Source organism: Streptomyces sp. NPDC002825 (genome assembly GCF_040295385.1).
Classification (GTDB): domain Bacteria; phylum Actinomycetota; class Actinomycetes; order Streptomycetales; family Streptomycetaceae; genus Streptomyces.
In genome coordinates this window covers 63,390-81,162 of sequence record NZ_JBEOVH010000014.1, presented here as the reverse complement: position 1 = coordinate 81,162, position 17,773 = coordinate 63,390, and the positions used below count along the sequence as shown (strand labels likewise).

Genomic DNA, 17,773 nt, shown 5'->3' with positions numbered 1-17,773 from the left:
TGCTCCCGGTGTCCGGCGGTCGGAGCATGACCCTTTGTGTCCGCCAAGCTCTCCGCCCTGCTGCCCGATCTCGCGCCGTGGCGTTCCTCCGCCGATTTCCGGCTCCTGTGGGTGCAGGGGCTCGTCACGTACTTCGGCAGCGCGATGGCCATGATCGCCCTGCCGCTGCAGATCAAGGAGCTGACGGGTTCGCCGTTCGCGGTCGGCGCGATGGGCGCGGTCGAGCTGGTGCCGCTGCTGGTGTTCGGCCTGTACGGCGGGGCGCTCGCCGACGCGGTCGACCGGCGGAAGGTGATCGTCTGGACCGAGGCGGGGCTCGGGCTGCTCGCCCTGCTCCTGCTGCTGAACTCGCTGCTCCCGGACCCGATGCTCTGGCCGCTGTACGTGGTGGCGGCCGGGGTGTCGGCGCTCGCGGGGCTCCAGCGTCCCGCGCTCGACTCGCTGCTCGCCCGGATCGTGCCGCACGAGCAGCAGACGGCGGCGGCCGCGCTGAACTCGCTGCGCTGGCAGGTCGGCTCGATCGCGGGCCCGGCGCTCGGCGGCCTGGTGGTGGCGTACACGGGTCACGCGTCCGCGTACGGGGTGACGGTCGCCTGTTTCGCGGTCTCGGTCCTGATGTGCCGCCGGCTCTCCCCCGCGCCGGCCGCGCACGACGCGGAGAAGCCCTCGTTGCGGGGCATCGCGGAAGGCGCGCGGTACGCCTGGTCGCGGCCGGTGCTGCTCGGCACGTACGTGATCGACCTGGCGGCGATGTTCTTCGCCTTCCCGAACACGATCTTCCCGTTCCTCGCGGACGAGCTGGACGCGGACTGGTCGCTCGGTCTGATGTACGCCGCGGGCTCGGTCGGCTCCCTCGTCCTCGGCCTGACCAGCGGCTGGACCTCGAAGGTGCGGCGGCACGGGCTGCTCGTGGCCGGGGGCGCGGCCGGCTGGGGTCTGGCGATCGCGGCCGCGGGCTGGTTCGGGAACGTGTGGCTGGTGCTGCTGTGCCTGGCCTTCGCGGGCGCGGGCGACATGCTGAGCGGGCTCGGGCGGGCCACGATCTGGAACCAGACGATCCCGGAGGAGCTGCGCGGCCGGCTCGCCGGCATCGAGGTGCTCTCCTACAGCGTGGGTCCGCAGCTGGGCCAGGTCCGGGCGGGGGCGATGGCCGGCTGGACCGGCACCCGGGCGGCCGTCTGGACGGGTGGCGTGGCGTGCGTGGCCTCGGTGGGCCTGCTGTGCCTGGCCCTGCCGAAGCTCCTCACCTACGACTCGGCGACGGACGAGGACTCCCTGCGGCGCAGGGCCCAGCAGGAGGCGACCCGCCGAGAGCCCGCCGAGGCCCCCTGAACCCGACGGGGCCGGGACACCGCCCGGTGTCCCGGCCCCGCCGGACCTGCGGCCCCGCGGGCGTAAGCCTCGCGGTTAAGCCCCGCGGGCGTGAGCCCCGCGGGCATGAACCCCACGGGCATGAACCCCACTGGCGTGAGCCCCGCGGGCATGAACCCCACTGGCGTGGACTCCACGGGCGTGAGCCCCGCGGGCATGAACCCCACGGGCGTGGACTCCACGGGCGTGAGCCCCGCGGAAGTGACCGCGGGGCTCCAGGCCCCGCGGGCCCCCGCCGGGCCTACTCCTCCGGCTTCTCGCCGCCCCTCCCCGTCGCGTCGTGCCAGCGCGGGTCCGTCTCCCACTCCAGGTTCCGCTCGCGGGCCGTCTCCATCGCGTGGTTGGCCTCCTCACGGCTGGCGTACGGGCCGAAGCGGTCCTTCGCCGGGCACTCGGGGCCCTCCTCGACCTTCTTGTGCTCCAGGCAGTAGTACCACTCGCCCGGTTTGCCCACCGTGCGCTTCTTGAACAGGGCCATCGTCGTCGGCTCCTTCCTTCGGGACCATGCTGCCCCAGACCCGGTCGTTAGACTCGCTGGCATGTCTGGCCAGTCGCTTCTCGTACCGGGGGAGCTCTCCCCCCACCGTTCCGTCCCGGGCTCCATCCGCCGCCCCGAGTACGTCGGGAAGCCCGCACCGGCCCCGTACACCGGGCCCGAGGTGCAGGATTCCGACACCATCGAACGGATGCGCATCGCCGGCCGCATCGCCGCACAGGCGATGGAGGAGGCCGCCAAGCACATCGCCCCGGGCGTCACCACCGACGAGCTCGACCGGGTCGCGCACGAGTACATGTGCGACCACGGCGCCTACCCGTCCACGCTGGGCTACCGCGGCTTCCCGAAGTCGCTGTGCGCCTCCATCAACGAGGTCATCTGTCACGGCATCCCGGACTCCACCGTCCTGCGGGACGGTGACATCGTGAACCTGGACGTCACCGCGTACATCAACGGCGTCCACGGCGACAACAACGCCACCTACCTCTGCGGCGACGTCGACGAGGAGTCGCGGCTGCTCGTGGAGCGCACCCGGGAGTCCCTGAACCGGGCCATCAAGGCGGTGAAGCCCGGCCGCCAGATCAACATCATCGGCCGGGTCATCGAGTCGTACGCCAAGCGCTTCGGCTACGGCGTCGTGCGCGACTTCACGGGGCACGGCATCAACTCGTCGTTCCACTCCGGCCTGATCGTCCCGCACTACGACTCGCCCCACCACACCACCGAGATCAAGACCGGCATGACGTTCACGATCGAGCCGATGCTGACGCTCGGCACGCACGACTACGACATGTGGGACGACGGCTGGACCGTGGTGACCAAGGACCGGAAGCGGACGGCGCAGTTCGAGCACACGCTCGTCGTGACCGAGAACGGGGCCGAAATCCTTACGTTGCCCTGACCCCGTGAGTGGGTAGCGTTTTACCGACAGGACGTCGGGAACCAGTTGACTTAGGTAAGCCTAACTCGGCAGGATCGTCACTGGTTCCCGTCCCATCGGTCTCGGAGGCACGCCTTGGACACGCCCTTCTCGACGCTCATCCGTACGGCCTCGCACGCGCAGCACACGGAGGCGGAGACCTCGTCCTTCATGGGCGACCTGCTGGGCGGACGCCTGGGCGTCGACGCGTACGCGCGGTACACCGAGCAGCTCTGGTTCGTGTACCGCGCGCTGGAGGAGGGCGCGGACGCGCTGCGCGAGGACCCGGTCGCCGGGCCCTTCATACAGCCCGAGCTGTTCCGCACGGCCGCCCTGGAGCAGGACCTCGCCCATCTGCGCGGCCCCGCCTGGCGGGAGGCGGCCTCGCCGCTGCCCGCCACCGTCGCCTACGCCGAGCGGGTCGCCGAGTGCGCCCGCGACTGGCCGGCCGGCTATGTGGCCCACCACTACACGCGCTACCTGGGCGACCTGTCGGGCGGTCAGATCATCCGCGACCGCGCGGAGCGGACCTGGGGCTTCGACCGCAAGGGCGACGGCGTCCGCTTCTACGTCTTCGAGGAGATCGCCAACCCGGCGGCGTTCAAGCGGGCCTACCGGGAGCTGCTGGACGGGGTGAACGCCGACGACCTGGAGAAGCAGCGGATCGTCGACGAGTGCAAGCGCGCCTTCGACTTCAACAGCGCGGTCTTCCGCGAGCTGGGCGGGGAGTACCCCCTCAGCGCGTAAGCCCCCGGGGGTCAGCGCGTGAGCGTCCCCTCCAGGCGGACGCGTCCGCCCAGTTCCACGATGCCGTCGGGGCCGGGGGCGGTGAGCAGCTGCGAGCCCCGGCCCTGGGTGATGTTGAGGGCCCGTCCGAGCTCCGCCGTGAGCAGCAGCGCGGCCGCGCCGGTCGCCTCGTCCTCGTCGATGCCGTCGCCGCGGCCCGGGAAGGCCCGCGCCCTGATGCGGCCCGCGGCCTCCTCCTCCCAGGCCCAGGCGTAGATCCACTCTCCCGGCTCGGGCACGTCGAGGGCGTCCACCTCGGCGACGGAGCCGTACTGACGCAGGGTGCGCGGCGGTGCCCACTCGGCGCGCGCCTCGATCCAGGTGAATTCGCCGTCCCCGCGCACCCACACCTCGCCGGCCGGCGGGTGGACGACCTCCAGGTCGAGCAGCCAGGCGGCGCCGACGAGCGGGTGCCCGGCGAACGGCAGCCGCAGGCCGGGGGTGTAGATGTCGACGATCCCGCGCTCGGGGTCGTCGACGAAGACCGTCTCGCTGAAGCCGAGTTCCTTGGCGAGCGCCTGCCGGGAGGACTCGTCCGGGTGGGTACGGGCGTCCCGTACGACCCCGAGGCGGTTGCCGTGCCGGCCGTCGCCCGCACAGAAGACCCGGAGGACGTCGATGTCAGTGGCGGTCGTGTTCATGTCGGAATTCAACCACCCGTCGCGTCGCGGCAGGGCCGTACCGCCTTCCGCCACCCCCGTACTGACGCGTAACCGGAAACGGGGCAATTCGCCCCGCTTGACCTTCCCTTGACCAAGTCATGAGAGCCCCATGAAGACTCTGTGATCCGGCTGTGTCCGGTACGCCCGGCCTGAGAGCTGAATCACTGGACGGGTGGGTATTGCTGAGGTAAGCCTCGGTTAAGTTAGGTCCGCCTCAGCACCGTCCCCCTCGTTCCTGGAGTCCCCATGCGAGCCGTCCGCTTCTCCGTCGTCACCGCCGCCGCGACAGCGGCCGCTCTGACCGCCGTCACGGGCTGCGCCGAGAAAAGCGACTCCAAGGCGGACGACGGTGCGATCACCGTCGTCGCCAAGGACGACTCCTGCGAGGTCTCGAAGAAGGAGTTCCCGGCCGGGCACGTGAAGCTGGCCGTCGAGAACCGCGGCTCCAAGGTCACCGAGGTCTACGTCCTCTTCCCCGACGACCGCATCGTCACCGAGCGCGAGAACATCGGCCCCGGCACCAAGGCGACCGTCACCGCCGAGATCAAGGCCGGCGACTACGCCATCGCCTGCAAGCCCGGCATGAAGGGCGACGGCATCCGCCAGCAGGTCAAGGCGACCGGCAAGGGCGCCACGGCCGCCAAGCGCTCCCCCGAGATGGACGCGGCCGTCGCCGCCTACCGCCAGTACGTCCAGGCGCAGGCCGACGAGACCCTCCCCAAGGTGAAGGTCTTCACCGACGCCGTCCGCGCCGGTGACATCGAGGCCGCGAAGAAGGCCTACGCCGACTCCCGCATCGGCTGGGAGCGCACCGAGCCGGTCGCCGAGTCCTTCGGCGACATCGACCCCAAGGTCGACGTCCGCGAGGACGGCCTGGAGGACGGCCAGGACCCGGCCAAGGACTGGACCGGCTGGCACCGCCTGGAGAAGGCGCTCTGGCAGGACAAGAAGATCGGCGACCGCGAGAAGCAGCTCGCCGACCTCCTCGACAAGGACCTCGCGGACTGGGTGAAGCGGGTCGGCAAGGCCGAGATCACCCCGACCTCCATGGCCAACGGCGCCAAGGAGCTCCTGGACGAGGTCGCCAGCGGCAAGGTCACCGGCGAGGAGGAGCGCTACTCCCACACCGACCTCGTCGACTTCAAGGCGAACGTCGAGGGCGCGCAGAAGTCCTTCGAGCTGCTCAAGCCGGTCGCCGCGAAGAACGACCCGAAGCTCGTCGCCGAACTCGACAAGCAGTTCGCCGCGCTGAACACGCTGCTCGACAAGTACCGCACGGACAAGAACACCTACGTCTTCACGTCCTACGAGAAGGTCGGCAAGACCGAGCGCAAGGAGCTCTCCGACGGCGTCAACGCGCTGGGTGAGCCGCTGTCGAAGCTCGCCGCCGCGGTCGTCAAGTAACCGGAAGGGAGTTCCGTCGGATGTCCGAGAACACCACTGAGGAGCAGGGCTCCGCGCCCTCCCGCCGCAAGGTCATCGGCTGGGGCGGTGCCGGGCTCGCGCTCGGTGCCGCCGCGGCCGGCGGCGCCGTCGCGCTGACCCAGGGCGGCGACACCGCCGTCCCGGTCGCCGAGACCGGCGGCGCGGTGCCCTTCCACGGCCCGCACCAGGCCGGCATCGCGACCCCCGTGCAGGACCGGCTGCACTTCGCGTCCTTCGACGTGAAGACGAAGGACCGCGACGAGCTGATCCAGCTCCTCAAGGACTGGACGCGGGCCGCCGAGCGCATGACGGCCGGCGCCGAGGTCGGCGAGGGCGCCTACGGCGGCCTGCCGGAGGCCCCGCCGGACGACACGGGCGAGGCCCTCGGCCTCAAGCCCTCCCGCCTCACCCTCACGATCGGCTTCGGCCCCTCGCTCTTCGACGGGCGTTTCGGGCTGCAGGACAAGCGGCCCGGGGCCCTGGTGGACCTGCCCAAGTTCGCGGGCGACAACCTGGACCCCGCGCGCAGCGGCGGCGACATCTGCGTGCAGGCCTGCGCGGACGACCCGCAGGTCGCCGTGCACGCCATCCGCAACCTCGCCCGGATCGGCTTCGGCAAGGTCGCGGTGCGCTGGTCGCAGCTCGGCTTCGGCAAGACGTCCTCGACGACCCCGGACGCCCAGACCCCGCGCAACCTCTTCGGCTTCAAGGACGGCACCCGCAACATCGCGGGCACCGAGACCGACCGGCTCGCCAAGCACGTGTGGGTGTCCGGCAAGGACGCCGAGGGCGGCGCGGCCTGGATGGACGGCGGCTCGTACCTCGTCGCCCGCCGCATCCGCATGAACGTCGAGATCTGGGACCGGACTCCGCTCGCCGAGCAGGAGGACATCTTCGGCCGGGACAAGAAGGAAGGCGCCCCGGTCGGCAAGGCCAAGGAGCACGACGAGCCGTTCCTGAAGGCGATGAAGCCGGACTCGCACGTCCGCCTCGCCCACCCGGACAGCAACAACGGGGCGACGCTGCTGCGCCGCGGCTACTCCTTCACGGACGGCACGGACGGCCTCGGCCGGCTGGAGACGGGCCTGTTCTTCCTGGCGTACCAGAAGGACGTCCGTACCGGATTCATCCCGGTGCAGACCTCGCTGGCGAAAGACGCCCTCAACGAGTACATCCAGCACGTGGGTTCGGCGCTGTTCGCCGTCCCGCCGGGCGTCCGCGACAAGGACGACTGGTGGGGCCGGGCGCTGTTCTCGTAACCGAGGAGGAGAACCGACGTGTTCGGAAACTATCTGATCGGCCTGCGCGAGGGCCTGGAAGCCAGTCTGGTCGTCTGCATCCTCATCGCGTACCTGGTGAAGACCGGGCGCCGTGACGCGCTGAAGCCGATCTGGATCGGCATCGGCGTCGCCGTCGGCGTGGCCCTCGGCTTCGGCGCGGGCCTGGAGTTCGGCTCCCAGGAGCTGACCTTCGAGGCGCAGGAGGCGCTCGGCGGCTCGCTGTCGATCCTCGCCGTGGGTCTGGTGACCTGGATGGTCTTCTGGATGCGTCGGACGGCCCGTCATCTGAAGGCGGAGCTGCACGGCAAGCTGGACGCGGCCCTCCAGATGGGCACGGGCGCGCTGGTCGCGACCGCGTTCCTGGCGGTGGGCCGCGAGGGCCTGGAGACGGCGCTCTTCGTGTGGGCGTCGGTACGGGCCTCCTCCGACGGTTCGTACGCGCCGCTGATCGGCGTCGTCCTCGGCCTGCTCACGGCCGTCCTGCTGGGCTGGCTGTTCTACCGGGGCGCGCTGAAGATCAACCTGGCGAAGTTCTTCACCTGGACCGGCGGAATGCTGGTCGTGGTGGCGGCGGGCGTGCTCGCGTACGGCGTGCACGACCTCCAGGAGGCCCGCTTCCTCGGCGGCCTCGCGGACAAGGCCTTCGACATCTCCGCGACCGTCCCGCCGGACAGCTGGTACGGCACGCTCCTCAAGGGCGTCTTCAACTTCCAGCCGGATCCGACGGTCCTTCAGGTCACGGTGTGGGCGCTGTATCTGATCCCGACGCTCGCGCTGTTCCTCGCCCCGATAGGGTCGGGTCCGTCCGTGCGGGTGAAGAAGCAGAAGGCGACCGATGAGAAGGCTGAGGCTGAGGCGAGCGCTTGAGCGGTGGTCGCCCTCCGGGGACCACAGGCCGGCGAGGTTCCTCGCGGCGACGGCGGCGGCGACCGTCCTGTCGCTGACGGCGAGCGGCTGCGTGACCGTGCACGGCGAGCTGGCACTGCTGCCGCCGGCGACGAAGGCCGAGGCGGCGCAGGCCCTCGCGGACTTCACCACCGCCTACAACAAGGCCGACAAGGCCTATGACCCGGCCCTGGACGCGGGCCGGGTCACCGGTCCGCTCGGGGCGATCAACCAGGCGGGCCTGCGCGCGCGGTCGATCAACACGCCCGGCGGCAACCCGGACCACAAGCCCCTCGCCCTGACGGACGCGCAATTCGTGCTGCCCCGCAAGGCGGGCTGGCCGCGCTGGTTCGTCGCGGACACCGCGTCCAACCGGAGCACCGGCGACGAGCGCTGGCTCCTGGTCTTCGTGCGCAACGGGCCCGAGCAGCTGTGGGAGGCCGCCTACCTCGCGATCCTCCCCACGGGCGACGTTCCCGCCTTCGCCGAGGAGGAGGGGTACGCGGTGCCGGTCGCCGCGGACAGCGACGCGCTCGCGGTCGCGCCCGGGAAGCTCGGCGAGAAGTACGTGGCGTATCTGAAGGACGGGCAGCCGGGACCGTTCGCGCCGGGCGCGCACACCACCGGGTGGCGGGCACAGCGGCAGAAGGCCGCCAAGCGGCCGGGCATCGCCACCCAGTACATCGACCAGGTCACGGACCGGGGGGACTTCGCGCCGCTCGCGCTGCGGACCCGGGACGGCGGCGCGCTGGTCTTCTTCGCGACCCGGTACTTCGAGCGGCAGACGACCGCGAAGGGCTACCGGCCGAAGGTCGGCGCGGACACGAAGGCGCTGCTGACCGGTGAGATCAAGAACACGGTCACCCGGGAGTGGGTGTCCAGCCAGGCGGTCCTGGTGAAGCCGGCGGGCACGGACCGCGACGGGGTCAGGATCGCGGGCCGGCTCCAGGGCGTGGTGGGCGCGGAGGGCTCCTAGGGCCTGTCCGGCAGACCCGGCCATGATCCGCCGGACGAGGCCCTGGGCCTCGTTCCGCGCCCCCGTCAGCGCGTCAGCGGCCAGGCGATCTCGTGGGCCTGGTGCTCGCCGTCCCCGTCCGCCTCGCGCTCGGCCGCGTGGCGGGCGCAGGCGTCCTGGAGGGCCTCCAGGAGGTTCAGCGGGTCGGGCAGCGGGTGCTCGGGGCCGCGGACCCAGGCGACGACCGGGTGGGCGTCCTCGTCACCGGGGAGCCGGGCCGGCGGGACGAGGACGTAGCTGCCGCGGCAGTGCCAGCGCAGCCCCGGGTGCTCGTCCATGGTCTCCGGGTGGCAGTCCAGCTCGCACGGCCACCACTCGTCCTCGTCCTCGGGGGTGCCGCGGGTGGCGGTGAAGAAGAGCATCCGCCCGCCGACCGTGTCGACGTCGGCGGACTCGGCGACGGGTCCGACCTCGACGCCCTCGGCGAGGAGCCGCTCCAGGGCGGCGCGGCCGGCGGCGAGGGGGACGTCGAGGACGTCGTGGACCATGCCGGTGGCGGTGATGAAGTTCGCCTCGGGCTCGCCCAGCGCCCAGCGCTGGATCTGGCCGCGGTCGGTGGTCGACTGGGTCTGCCAGGCGAAGGAGACGGGGTGCCGGGCGGGGGTGGGACAGCCGATCCGCTCACAGGAACAGCTGTAGCCGACGGGGTACGCGGCGGGGGCCAGGGGCAGCCCGGCGGCGGCGGCGGCCAGGAGCAGCTTCTCGCGGTCGTTCTCGTCGTCGGCCGCGGTGCGTTTGGGGCGCCTGCGCAGCCACTGTGCGAGTCTGCTCTCCGTGCCGCGGTAGCGGCCGATACCGTCGCCCATCTATCCCCTCACAGCTCATGCTCGCCCGTTCGGCTCTGCCCCCATGGTCCCACCATCCTGCGCCCCGGGTGACCGGAGTGCGGAACCGGGGCCGTCACACCGGGCGGGAGCGGCGGCGGGCGCGGCGTCAGGCGCGGGGGGCGAGGCCGCGCAGGGCGAGCTCGACGAGGGTGTCGGCGTAGGCGTGGGTGAGCGGCAGGGTGCGGTGGATCCAGCGGTGGTGGAGGGGGCCGACGAGGAGTTCGACGGCGACGCGCGGGTCGACGCCGGGGTCGATGTCGCCCTTGTGCTGGGCGGCCTCGATGCGGCGGACGTAGTACTGGAGCTGGGGTTCGAGGAGGGCCTCGGTGAAGCGGGCGCCGAGCGCGGGATCGACGATGCCCTCGGCGGCGAGGGCGCGGGTGGGGCCGTCGAAGGCGGGGTCGGTCAGCTCGTCGACGGTGGCGCGCAGGACGTGCTTGAGGTCGGCGGCGAGGTCTCCGGTGTCGGGGATCTCACTGTCGGCGGCGCCGCCGAGGGCCTCGTTGGCGCGGGCGGCGAGGTCGAGGAAGGCGTCGAGGAGGACGGCCGCCTTGGAGGGCCACCAGCGGTAGATGGTCTGCTTGCCGACGCCGGCGCGGGCGGCGATGCCCTCGATCGTGGTCTTCGCGTAGCCGGCCTCGGAGACGAGGGCGAGGGCGGCGTCGAAGATCGCGCGACGGGAGCGCTCGCTGCGGCGGGAGGCGTCGGGGGCGGCTTTGGCGGGGCCGGACGCGGACGCGGGACCGGACACAGAACCGGACGCAGGGCCGGACGCAGGGCCGGAGGCGGGACCGGAGGCGGGACCGGAGGCGGGACCGGAAACAGAACCGGACGCGGGACGAGACACGGGATCGGGCATGGCCTCAATCTAGCAGGGGGCGAGACGAGACGTCTCGCCACTCGAACGGTCCCGAACCACCCGAACGGTCCACAGCGCGAAGGCCGTCGAGAGCGGACCATGGGGTCCTCCGATCGTCAGCCGATCACCGACCGTTCTCCGTGAGGAGGCTTCATTGCGCACCACTCCGCGCACGTCCTCGCCCCGCCGTTATCTGATGTGCCCACCCACGCACTTCACGGTGACGTACTCCATCAACCCGTGGATGGACCCCACGAAACCGGTCGACCTGCCGCTCGCCCTCGCCCAGTGGGAGGACCTGCGCGACCGCTACCGCTCGCTCGGCCACACCGTGGAGCTCCTGCAGCCCGACCCGGCGCTGCCGGACATGGTCTTCGCGGCGAACGGCGCGACGGTCGTCGACGGCCGGGTGCTGGGCGCGAAGTTCGCCCACCAGGAGCGCGCGGCCGAGGCCGACGCCCATCTGTCCTGGTTCCGCAGGAACGGTTGGGCGGACGACGCCGTGCGGGCCCCGGAGCACGTGAACGAGGGCGAGGGCGACTTCGCCGTCACCGCCTCCTGGATCCTCGCCGGCCGCGGCTTCCGCTCCAGCCCGCTCTCCCACGACGAGGCACAGGAGTTCTTCGGCCGCCCGGTGATCGGCCTGGAGCTGGTGGACCCGCGCTACTACCACCTGGACACCGCGCTGTGCGTCCTGGACGACGCCCGGGACGAGGTCATGTACTACCCGGACGCCTTCTCCCCCGGCAGCCGCAAGGTTCTCGCCCGGCTCTTCCCGGACGCCCTGATCGCGACCGGTGAGGACGCGGCGGCCCTCGGGCTCAACGCGGTCAGCGACGGCCGGAACGTCCTGCTGCCGCAGGCCGCGGTGGGCCTCTTCGACCCGCTCCGCGCCCGCGGCTTCGAGCCGCTCGGCATGGACCTGGGCGAGCTCCTCAAGGGCGGTGGCAGCGTGAAGTGCTGCACCCAGGAGCTCAGGCCCTAGTCCTCCTCCGGCGGCCAGGAGTCGCCCCACTCCGCGTCACGGGCCTGCTTGTACAGGGGCCCGTGCCGCTTGGTGACCGTGTCGCGGCCCAGGCCCTCGGGGCCGCAGAGCTCCAGGAGGACCTGGCCCTTGCGGATCTGCGGCCTGCGGGTGATGCGGGCGGGCGCCGGACTCACCGGGAACCTGACGGCGGCCACGTACGCGTACTTCTCGTCCTCGTACGGCAGCGAACCGCCCTTCACCTTCCGGTGCAGGGACGAGCGGCTGACCCGGGCGGAGAAGTGGCACCAGTCCGTGCCGGGCACGATCGGGCAGGCCCCGCTGTGCGGGCAGGGCGCGGCGACGGTGAAGCCGGCGTCGATCAGGAGGGTGCGGGCGGCGATGATCCGCTCGTAGCCGTCGGGGGTGCCGGGCTCGACGATCACGACGGCCTGCGCGGCGCGGGCCGCCTCGGTGACGAGCGCAGCCCTGTCCGCCTCGGTCAGTTCCTTGAGGACGTACGAGACGGTGACCAGGTCGGACGCGGGCAGGTTCAGCGCGCTGCCGATCCGCTCGCGCCGCCACTCGGCGTCGAAGACCCCCGCCGCCAGCTCGCGGCCGAGCGCGAGGGCGGGCTCCGCCCAGTCGAGGACGGTGGTGCGGGGCGGCTCCTCCGCCCAGGCCCCGGCGACGGCCCAGCTCGCCGCGCCCGTGCCGCCGCCGACGTCGGTGTGGGTGCGCGGCTCCCAGTCGGGCGCGGCCGCCCGGAGCGCGTCGAGGGCGCCCCGTACCGCCTCGAAGGTCGCCGGCATCCGGTACGCGGCGTACGCGGCGACGTCGGAGCGGTCGCGCAGCACGGGGGCGTCCGTCGGGGTGGTGCCCCGGTAGTTGGCGATCAGCCGCTCGACGGCCTGGGCCGCCCGGTTGGGCGGCAGCCCGTCGAGGAGCGCGGCGAGGGCGGCGCGCAGGGTGTCGGCGGAGGGGGAGGAGACGGCGTTCACCGAGACAGTTTAGGCGGGCCCGCCGGGATGGGGTTCCGTCGTGGGCGGGCCGTCCGTGGTCCGCTACGCGTCCGTGGCGCCCCGGGCCTCCGTCGTGCGCCAGGGGCGGCACAGGCCCAGGAAGCAGGCGAGGGCGAGGAGGGCGCAGCCGAGCTGGACGACCGCCATGGGGACGGCGGTGTGCTCGCCGGCGATGCCGACGAGCGGGGAGGCGACGGCGCCGATGAGGAAGGAGGAGGTGCCGAGGAGCGCGGAGGCGGAGCCGGCGGCGTGCGGGGTGCGCATGAGGGCCTGGGCGTTGGTGTTGGGCATGGCCAGGCCCATCGCGGACATCAGGACGAAGAGTCCGGCGGCGATCGGGGCGAGCCCGACCTCGCCGAGGACGCCGGTGGTCATGAGGGTGAGCGCGAGGCCGGCGAGCAGGATGATGCCGAGGCCCCAGCCGAGCGCCTTGTCGAGGCTGACGCGGCCGACGAGGAGCTTGCCGTTGATCTGGCCGACGGCGACGAGCCCGACCGAGTTGAGGCCGAAGAGCAGGCTGAAGGTCTGCGGGGAGGCGCCGTAGATCTCCTGGACGACGAACGGCGAGGCCGAGATGTACGCGAAGAGAGCGGCGAAGGCGAGTCCGCCGGTCAGCATGTAGCCGGTGAAGACCCGGTCGGCGAGGAGCCCCCGCATGGTGCGCAGGGCCTGCCCGACGCCGCCCTCGTGCCGCCGCTCCGGGGGCAGCGTCTCGTGGAGGAAGCGCCAGACGACGACGGTGAGCGCGACGCCGATCGCGGTGAGGACGTGGAAGACGCCCCGCCAGTCGGTGAGCCGGAGGATCTGGCCGCCGATGAGGGGGGCGATGATCGGGGCGACGCCGGAGATCAGCATCAGGGTGGAGAAGAAGCGGGCCATCTCGACGCCGTCGTAGAGGTCGCGGACGACGGCGCGGGCGATGACGATGCCGGCGGCGCCGGCGAGGCCCTGGAGCAGCCGGAAGCCGATGAGGAGTTCGGCGGTGGGCGCGAGGGCGCAGACGGCGGTGGCGAGGACGTAGACGGCCATGCCGATGAGCAGCGGCCGGCGGCGTCCCCATTTGTCGCTCATGGGGCCGACGACGAGCTGGCCGAGGGCCATGCCGGCGAGGCAGGCGGTGAGGGTGAGCTGGACGGTGGCGGCGGGGGCCCGCAGCGCGCCGGTGACCTCCGGGAGGGCCGGGAGGTACATGTCCATCGAGAGCGGGGGGAGGGCGGTGAGTCCGCCCAGGACGAGGGTGACGAGGAGCCCCGTCCGCCGGGCGGCGGTGACGACCGGGGCGGTTTCGGTTATGTGTCCCTGTGTTGTTTTCTGGCCGCTCTCCGGCATCGACTGCTCCATTTCGTTGAATCCTTACCTATGCTCTCAGTTCGACCGGGATGGTCGAGACCTGTGGGGTGGAGATGGACGCGAACAGGACGGTGCGCTGGGGAATCCTGGCGACGGGTGGGATAGCGGAGCGGTTCACCAGGGACCTGCTGGCGCTCGACGGCGCCGAGGTGGTCGCGGTGGCGTCCCGTACGGAGGCGTCGGCGAAGGCCTTCGCGGACCGGTTCGGGATTCCGCGGGCGTACGGGGAGTGGGCCGGGCTCTTCGCCGACGAGTCCGTCGACGTGGTGTACGTGGCGACTCCGCATCACGCGCACCGCACGGCCGCGGGCCTCGCCCTGGAGGCGGGCAAGGCGGTGCTGTGCGAGAAGGCTCTCACACTCAACGCCCGCGAGGCGGAGGAACTGACCGCTCTCGCCCGGGACCGCGGCCTCTTCCTCATGGAGGCCATGTGGATGTACTGCAACCCGCTGATCCGGCGGATCGCGGAACTGGTCCGCGGCGGGGCGATCGGCGAGGTCCGCACGGTCCAGGCGGACTTCGGGCTCCTCGGCCCCTCCGACGCCGGTCACCGGCTGCGGGACCCGGCGGTGGGCGGCGGGGCGCTGCTCGACCTGGGCGTGTACCCGGTGTCGTTCGCGCACCTGCTGCTCGGCGAGCCGTCCGCGGTGCACGCGCACGCGCGGATCTCGCCGGAGGGCGTCGACCTGAACACGGGCATGCTGCTGGGCTGGGACTCGGGCGCCTCGGCGCTGCTGTCCTGCTCGCTGGAGGCGGACACGCCGCTGACGGCCTCGGTGACGGGCACGGAGGGCCGGATCGACGTCCCGCGCGGCTTCTTCTTCCCCGAGCGGTTCACCCTGCACCGCAACGGCCACGAGCCGGAGGAGTTCGCGTCGGCGGGCGACCCGCTCTCCTTCCGGCACGAGGCCGCCGAGGTGATGCGCTGTCTGCGGGCGGGCGAGACGGAGTCCCCGCTCGTCCCCCTGGACGGTTCGCTCGCGGTGATGCGGACGCTCGACGCGGTACGGGACCGCATCGGCGTCCGCTATCCCTCCGAGCTCGTGGCTACGCGGGCTTGAGGCCCGGGTCGCCCGCCTCGGTGACATAGGAGGCGGCGGTGGTGACGGGGGCGCCCGGCCGGGTCACGTACGGCACCGTACGGAAGTCGGCACGGGCGCTCTCCTCGCCCAGGGTGACCGTCACATAGCCGCGCCGCCCGTTGATGTACCGCACATGCGGGCTGGCCTGCATGATCCTGTCGTGCGCGGGCGGCCGCTCGGCGCCGTCCTTCCCGCTGGCGATCGAGGTGGTGGCGATCTCGGTGCCGACGGTCCGGGAGGCCGGGTCGCGGAAGTCGGCCTTGATGTCGATGGCGTAGCCGACGTGGACGTCGCCGGTGAGCACCATCAGGTTCTCGACGCCGGCGGCCTCGGCCCCCGCCAGTACCCGGTCCCGGGAGGCCGGGTAGCCGTCCCAGGAGTCCATGGAGAGCTTGAAGTCGGCGGTGGACCGGTCGCGGCGCTCGGCGAGCACGACCTGCTGGGGCAGCACGTTCCAGCGGGCGTCGGAGGCGCTCCAACCGTCGAGCAGCCAGCGCTCCTGCGTGGCCCCGGTCAGGGTGCGCGCCGGGTCCTCGGACTCGGGCCCCGGGACCTGCCAGCCGTCCCCGTACGCCTGGTCGGAGCGGTACTGACGGGTGTCGAGGACGTCGAACTGGGCGAGCCGCCCGAAGCGCAGCCGCCGGTACAGCTTCATGTCGGGGCCCTCGGGCAGCTGGGGGCGGCGCAGGGGCTGGTGTTCCCAGTAGGCGCGGTAGGCGGCGGCTCGGCGGAGCAGGAACTCCTCCGGCGGGACGTTGTTCTCGGGGGTGTCGCCCGCGTAGTTGTTCTCGGTCTCGTGGTCGTCCCAGGTGACGACGAAGGGGTGGGCGGCGTGCGCGGCGCGCAGGTCGGGGTCCGACTTGTAGAGCGCGTAGCGGAGCCGGTAGTCCTCCAGGGTGAGCGTCTCCCGGTTGAACACGTCGGGCAGCCGGCGGTCGGTGTAGGCGCGGGCGCCGCCGGTGGCGTTGACGGCGTACTCGTACAGGTAGTCGCCGAGGTGGAAGACGACGTCGACGTCCTCCCGCGCGAGGTGGCCGTAGGCCGTGAAGTACCCGTCCTGGTAGGCCTGGCAGGAGACGGCGGCGAGCTTCAGCGCGCTGTTCCGGGCGCCGGGTGCCGGAGCCGTACGGGTCCGGCCCACCGGGCTGAGCCAGTCGCCGACCCGGAAGCGGTAGAAGAAGACGCTGTCGGAGTCGAGGTGGTCGACCTCGACGTGGACGGTGTGCCGGAACTCGGGGTGCGCGGTGGCGCGGCCCCGCCGGGCGATCCGGGTGAACCGCTCGTCGTGGGCGAGCTCCCAGTGCACGGAGACTCTCTCGGCGGGCAGCCCGCCCTCGGGCTCGAAGGGACGGGGCGCGAGCCGCGTCCACAGGAGTACGGAGCCCGGGAGCGGGTCGCCCGAGGCGACGCCCAGGGTGAACGGGTCCTCGGTGACACGCCGGGCGTCGAGCTCGGCGGCGGCCGCGGCACCGGCCGCGGGCAGCTGGGTGGCGAAGGCGAGCGCGGCGGCCGCGCCTGTGACGGTCAGGAAGCGCCGACGACCGAAGTGGCGTGCGGCGGCGCGGAGTTCCTCGGAGTGCTGAAGCGTGTGACGCATGTGCCCCTCCCCAGACGGATGCTGTCCGTCCGTCATTCGAAGGGGAGGGAACGACCTCTCATTGTCGAGTACAGAACATCCACGTGTCGGACGGATGAGTTCATGGGGCACGCGTCTCGCGTACGCTGCGCGCCCATGAGCATCGCAGTGGTGACGGGAGCCGGTTCGGGCATCGGCCGGAGCGTGGCGCTGGCCCTCGCGGCGGCCGGCTGGTCGGTGGCGCTGGCGGGCCGCAGGGCGCAGGCCCTGGAGGAGACGGCCGCGGCCCTGCCCTCGGGCGACTTCCTGAGCGTCCCGGCGGACGTGACCTCGGAGGAGGAGGTCGCGGCCCTCTTCTCAGCGGTACGGGCCCGCTACGGCCGGGTGGACCTGCTCTTCAACAACGCCGGTACGTTCGCGGGCGGCGGGGTCCCCGTCGAGGACCTGGACCCGGCGACCTGGCGCGCGGTCGTCGACGTGAACCTGACGGGCGCGTTCCTCTGCGCCCAGGCGGCCTTCCGGGCCATGAAGGAGCAGGACCCGCAGGGCGGCCGGATCATCAACAACGGCTCGATCTCGGCGCATGTGCCGCGCCCGCACTCGATCGCGTACACGGCGACGAAGCACGCGATGACGGGCCTGACGAAGTCCCTGTCGCTGGACGGGCGCCCGTACCGGATCGCCTGCGGCCAGATCGACATCGGCAACGCGGCGACGGAGATGACGGCCCGCATGCAGACCGGCATCCTCCAGGCCAACGGCGAGCTGGCGGTGGAGCCGGTGATGGACGCGGCGGACGTGGCGGCGACGGTGGTGCACATGGCGGCGCTGCCGCTGGAGGCGAACGTGCAGTTCGCGACGGTGATGGCGACGACGATGCCGTACATCGGCCGGGGGTGACGCGCCCCCCGGCCGACGCGGCCGGGGTCAGGCCTGCCCGGTCTCGAAGCGCGAGATCTTGCCGCCGTCGACGGTGAAGACCCACTTGGTCCGCATCGAGCCCCAGGTGTCGTTGCGGTAGTCGGCGACGAGGGCGAGCCCCTCGTCCGCCTCGGACTCGACGTCCATGTGCCCGCGCGAGGTGAACACCTCGCGGTCGAGCCACTCCCGCACATCGCGGTCGGAGCCGTCGTCGGACATGGTCGCGCCGGGGGTCAGGACCGCGAAGAGGGCCTGCTCGTCGTTGGCGTTGAGGGCCGTGACGAAGTCACGCACGGTGGGGTCGCTGAGCTGGTTCACGGGAATGGTCATGCC

Annotated in this window: 18 protein-coding genes; 10 read left to right on the top strand and 8 right to left on the bottom strand. The window is 72.3% G+C overall.

Annotated features, from left to right (window positions below; translation table 11 throughout):
• Positions 1-36 precede the first annotated feature (36 nt).
• On the top strand, positions 37-1,332 hold the full coding sequence (locus ABT041_RS19650; protein ID WP_351186039.1) for an MFS transporter: 1,296 nt from the start codon (positions 37-39) through the stop codon (positions 1,330-1,332).
• 280 nt (positions 1,333-1,612) lie between these two features.
• Here ABT041_RS19650 and ABT041_RS19645 read toward each other — a convergent pair whose 3' ends face one another.
• Entirely contained in the window at positions 1,613-1,849 is a 237-nt protein-coding gene (locus ABT041_RS19645; protein WP_351186037.1) for a hypothetical protein, read from the bottom strand.
• Positions 1,850-1,910: 61 nt separating this feature from the next.
• On the opposite strand from ABT041_RS19645, the gene map reads away from it, so the two are divergent.
• Positions 1,911-2,768 carry a type I methionyl aminopeptidase gene (gene map / locus ABT041_RS19640; protein WP_033209659.1) on the top strand — a complete coding sequence of 286 codons (858 nt, stop codon included), beginning with the start codon at positions 1,911-1,913 and terminating at the stop codon, positions 2,766-2,768.
• A gap of 114 nt (positions 2,769-2,882) precedes the next feature.
• On the top strand, positions 2,883-3,533 hold the full coding sequence (locus ABT041_RS19635) for a biliverdin-producing heme oxygenase (protein WP_351186035.1): 651 nt from the start codon (positions 2,883-2,885) through the stop codon (positions 3,531-3,533).
• 11 nt (positions 3,534-3,544) lie between these two features.
• Here the strand turns inward: ABT041_RS19635 and ABT041_RS19630 are convergent, their stop codons facing one another.
• The gene (locus ABT041_RS19630; RefSeq protein WP_351186033.1) at positions 3,545-4,213 is read right to left on the bottom strand and encodes a PhzF family phenazine biosynthesis protein; all 669 of its coding nucleotides are present in this window, start codon (positions 4,211-4,213) and stop codon (positions 3,545-3,547) included.
• 267 nt (positions 4,214-4,480) lie between these two features.
• Here ABT041_RS19630 and efeO point away from each other — a divergent pair, with 267 nt between their 5' ends.
• Genes efeO through ABT041_RS19610 form a run of 4 tightly spaced genes read left to right on the top strand, consistent with a single transcriptional unit; the run spans position 4,481 to position 8,800 of the window.
• Positions 4,481-5,638, top strand: coding sequence for an iron uptake system protein EfeO (efeO, locus tag ABT041_RS19625; RefSeq protein WP_351186032.1), 1,158 nt, complete (start codon positions 4,481-4,483; stop codon positions 5,636-5,638).
• 20 nt (positions 5,639-5,658) lie between these two features.
• The gene (gene efeB, locus ABT041_RS19620; RefSeq protein WP_351186031.1) at positions 5,659-6,918 is read left to right on the top strand and encodes an iron uptake transporter deferrochelatase/peroxidase subunit; all 1,260 of its coding nucleotides are present in this window, start codon (positions 5,659-5,661) and stop codon (positions 6,916-6,918) included.
• An 18-nt stretch (positions 6,919-6,936) separates the two neighbouring features.
• Positions 6,937-7,806, top strand: a complete 870-nt coding sequence (gene efeU / locus ABT041_RS19615; RefSeq protein ID WP_351186030.1) for an iron uptake transporter permease EfeU — start codon at positions 6,937-6,939, stop codon at positions 7,804-7,806.
• On the top strand, positions 7,775-8,800 hold the full coding sequence (locus ABT041_RS19610; protein WP_351186029.1) for an SCO2278 family lipoprotein: 1,026 nt from the start codon (positions 7,775-7,777) through the stop codon (positions 8,798-8,800). The genes efeU and ABT041_RS19610 overlap by 32 nt, the downstream gene beginning before the upstream one ends.
• A 65-nt stretch (positions 8,801-8,865) precedes the next feature.
• On the opposite strand, the gene ABT041_RS19605 is transcribed toward ABT041_RS19610, so the two are convergent.
• Together ABT041_RS19605 and ABT041_RS19600 are read right to left on the bottom strand one after the other, a co-directional pair.
• The gene (locus ABT041_RS19605; protein WP_351186028.1) at positions 8,866-9,645 is read right to left on the bottom strand and encodes a bifunctional DNA primase/polymerase; all 780 of its coding nucleotides are present in this window, start codon (positions 9,643-9,645) and stop codon (positions 8,866-8,868) included.
• A gap of 127 nt (positions 9,646-9,772) precedes the next feature.
• Positions 9,773-10,417, bottom strand: a complete 645-nt coding sequence (locus ABT041_RS19600; RefSeq protein ID WP_351186027.1) for a TetR/AcrR family transcriptional regulator — start codon at positions 10,415-10,417, stop codon at positions 9,773-9,775.
• Positions 10,418-10,679: 262 nt separating this feature from the next.
• Between ABT041_RS19600 and ddaH the strand changes: the two genes are divergently transcribed.
• Positions 10,680-11,510: a dimethylargininase gene (gene ddaH, locus ABT041_RS19595; protein ID WP_351186026.1), complete on the top strand. Its 831-nt coding sequence runs from the start codon at positions 10,680-10,682 to the stop codon at positions 11,508-11,510.
• Here the strand turns inward: ddaH and ABT041_RS19590 are convergent.
• Together ABT041_RS19590 and ABT041_RS19585 are read right to left on the bottom strand one after the other, a co-directional pair.
• Positions 11,507-12,490, bottom strand: coding sequence for a small ribosomal subunit Rsm22 family protein (locus ABT041_RS19590; RefSeq protein WP_351186025.1), 984 nt, complete (start codon positions 12,488-12,490; stop codon positions 11,507-11,509). The genes ddaH and ABT041_RS19590 overlap by 4 nt on opposite strands.
• A 63-nt stretch (positions 12,491-12,553) precedes the next feature.
• Entirely contained in the window at positions 12,554-13,840 is a 1,287-nt protein-coding gene (locus tag ABT041_RS19585; protein ID WP_351186237.1) for a Bcr/CflA family multidrug efflux MFS transporter, read from the bottom strand.
• A 74-nt stretch (positions 13,841-13,914) separates the two neighbouring features.
• Here ABT041_RS19585 and ABT041_RS19580 point away from each other — a divergent pair, with 74 nt between their 5' ends.
• Entirely contained in the window at positions 13,915-14,922 is a 1,008-nt protein-coding gene (locus ABT041_RS19580) for a Gfo/Idh/MocA family protein (RefSeq protein ID WP_351186023.1), read from the top strand.
• On the opposite strand, the gene ABT041_RS19575 is transcribed toward ABT041_RS19580, so the two are convergent.
• A complete protein-coding gene (locus ABT041_RS19575) occupies positions 14,909-16,540 on the bottom strand; it encodes an alkaline phosphatase D family protein (protein WP_351186021.1) in 1,632 nt (543 codons plus the stop codon). The genes ABT041_RS19580 and ABT041_RS19575 overlap by 14 nt on opposite strands.
• 102 nt (positions 16,541-16,642) lie before the next feature.
• On the opposite strand from ABT041_RS19575, the gene ABT041_RS19570 reads away from it, so the two are divergent.
• Positions 16,643-17,419, top strand: a complete 777-nt coding sequence (locus ABT041_RS19570; RefSeq protein ID WP_351186019.1) for an SDR family oxidoreductase — start codon at positions 16,643-16,645, stop codon at positions 17,417-17,419.
• A gap of 27 nt (positions 17,420-17,446) precedes the next feature.
• Here ABT041_RS19570 and ABT041_RS19565 read toward each other — a convergent pair whose 3' ends face one another.
• Positions 17,447-17,770: a nuclear transport factor 2-like protein gene (locus tag ABT041_RS19565; RefSeq protein ID WP_351186017.1), complete on the bottom strand. Its 324-nt coding sequence runs from the start codon at positions 17,768-17,770 to the stop codon at positions 17,447-17,449.
• Between the last annotated feature and the right edge of the window lie 3 nt (positions 17,771-17,773).

What these genes read in the sequence shown, in the direction of transcription:
- efeO (WP_351186032.1), top strand. Translation starts at nt 4,481, where the DNA reads ATGCGAGCCGTCCGCTTCTCCGTCGTCACCGCCGCCGCGACAGCGGCC.
- map (WP_033209659.1), top strand. Translation starts at nt 1,911, where the DNA reads ATGTCTGGCCAGTCGCTTCTCGTACCGGGGGAGCTCTCCCCCCACCGT.
- efeB (WP_351186031.1), top strand. Translation starts at nt 5,659, where the DNA reads ATGTCCGAGAACACCACTGAGGAGCAGGGCTCCGCGCCCTCCCGCCGC.
- ABT041_RS19580 (WP_351186023.1), top strand. Translation starts at nt 13,915, where the DNA reads ATGGACGCGAACAGGACGGTGCGCTGGGGAATCCTGGCGACGGGTGGG.
- ABT041_RS19585 (WP_351186237.1), bottom strand. Translation starts at nt 13,840, where the DNA reads ATGCCGGAGAGCGGCCAGAAAACAACACAGGGACACATAACCGAAACC.
- ABT041_RS19610 (WP_351186029.1), top strand. Translation starts at nt 7,775, where the DNA reads ATGAGAAGGCTGAGGCTGAGGCGAGCGCTTGAGCGGTGGTCGCCCTCC.
- ABT041_RS19630 (WP_351186033.1), bottom strand. Translation starts at nt 4,213, where the DNA reads ATGAACACGACCGCCACTGACATCGACGTCCTCCGGGTCTTCTGTGCG.
- ABT041_RS19645 (WP_351186037.1), bottom strand. Translation starts at nt 1,849, where the DNA reads ATGGCCCTGTTCAAGAAGCGCACGGTGGGCAAACCGGGCGAGTGGTAC.
- ABT041_RS19570 (WP_351186019.1), top strand. Translation starts at nt 16,643, where the DNA reads ATGGGGCACGCGTCTCGCGTACGCTGCGCGCCCATGAGCATCGCAGTG.
- ABT041_RS19565 (WP_351186017.1), bottom strand. Translation starts at nt 17,770, where the DNA reads ATGACCATTCCCGTGAACCAGCTCAGCGACCCCACCGTGCGTGACTTC.
- ABT041_RS19605 (WP_351186028.1), bottom strand. Translation starts at nt 9,645, where the DNA reads ATGGGCGACGGTATCGGCCGCTACCGCGGCACGGAGAGCAGACTCGCA.
- ABT041_RS19575 (WP_351186021.1), bottom strand. Translation starts at nt 16,540, where the DNA reads ATGCGTCACACGCTTCAGCACTCCGAGGAACTCCGCGCCGCCGCACGC.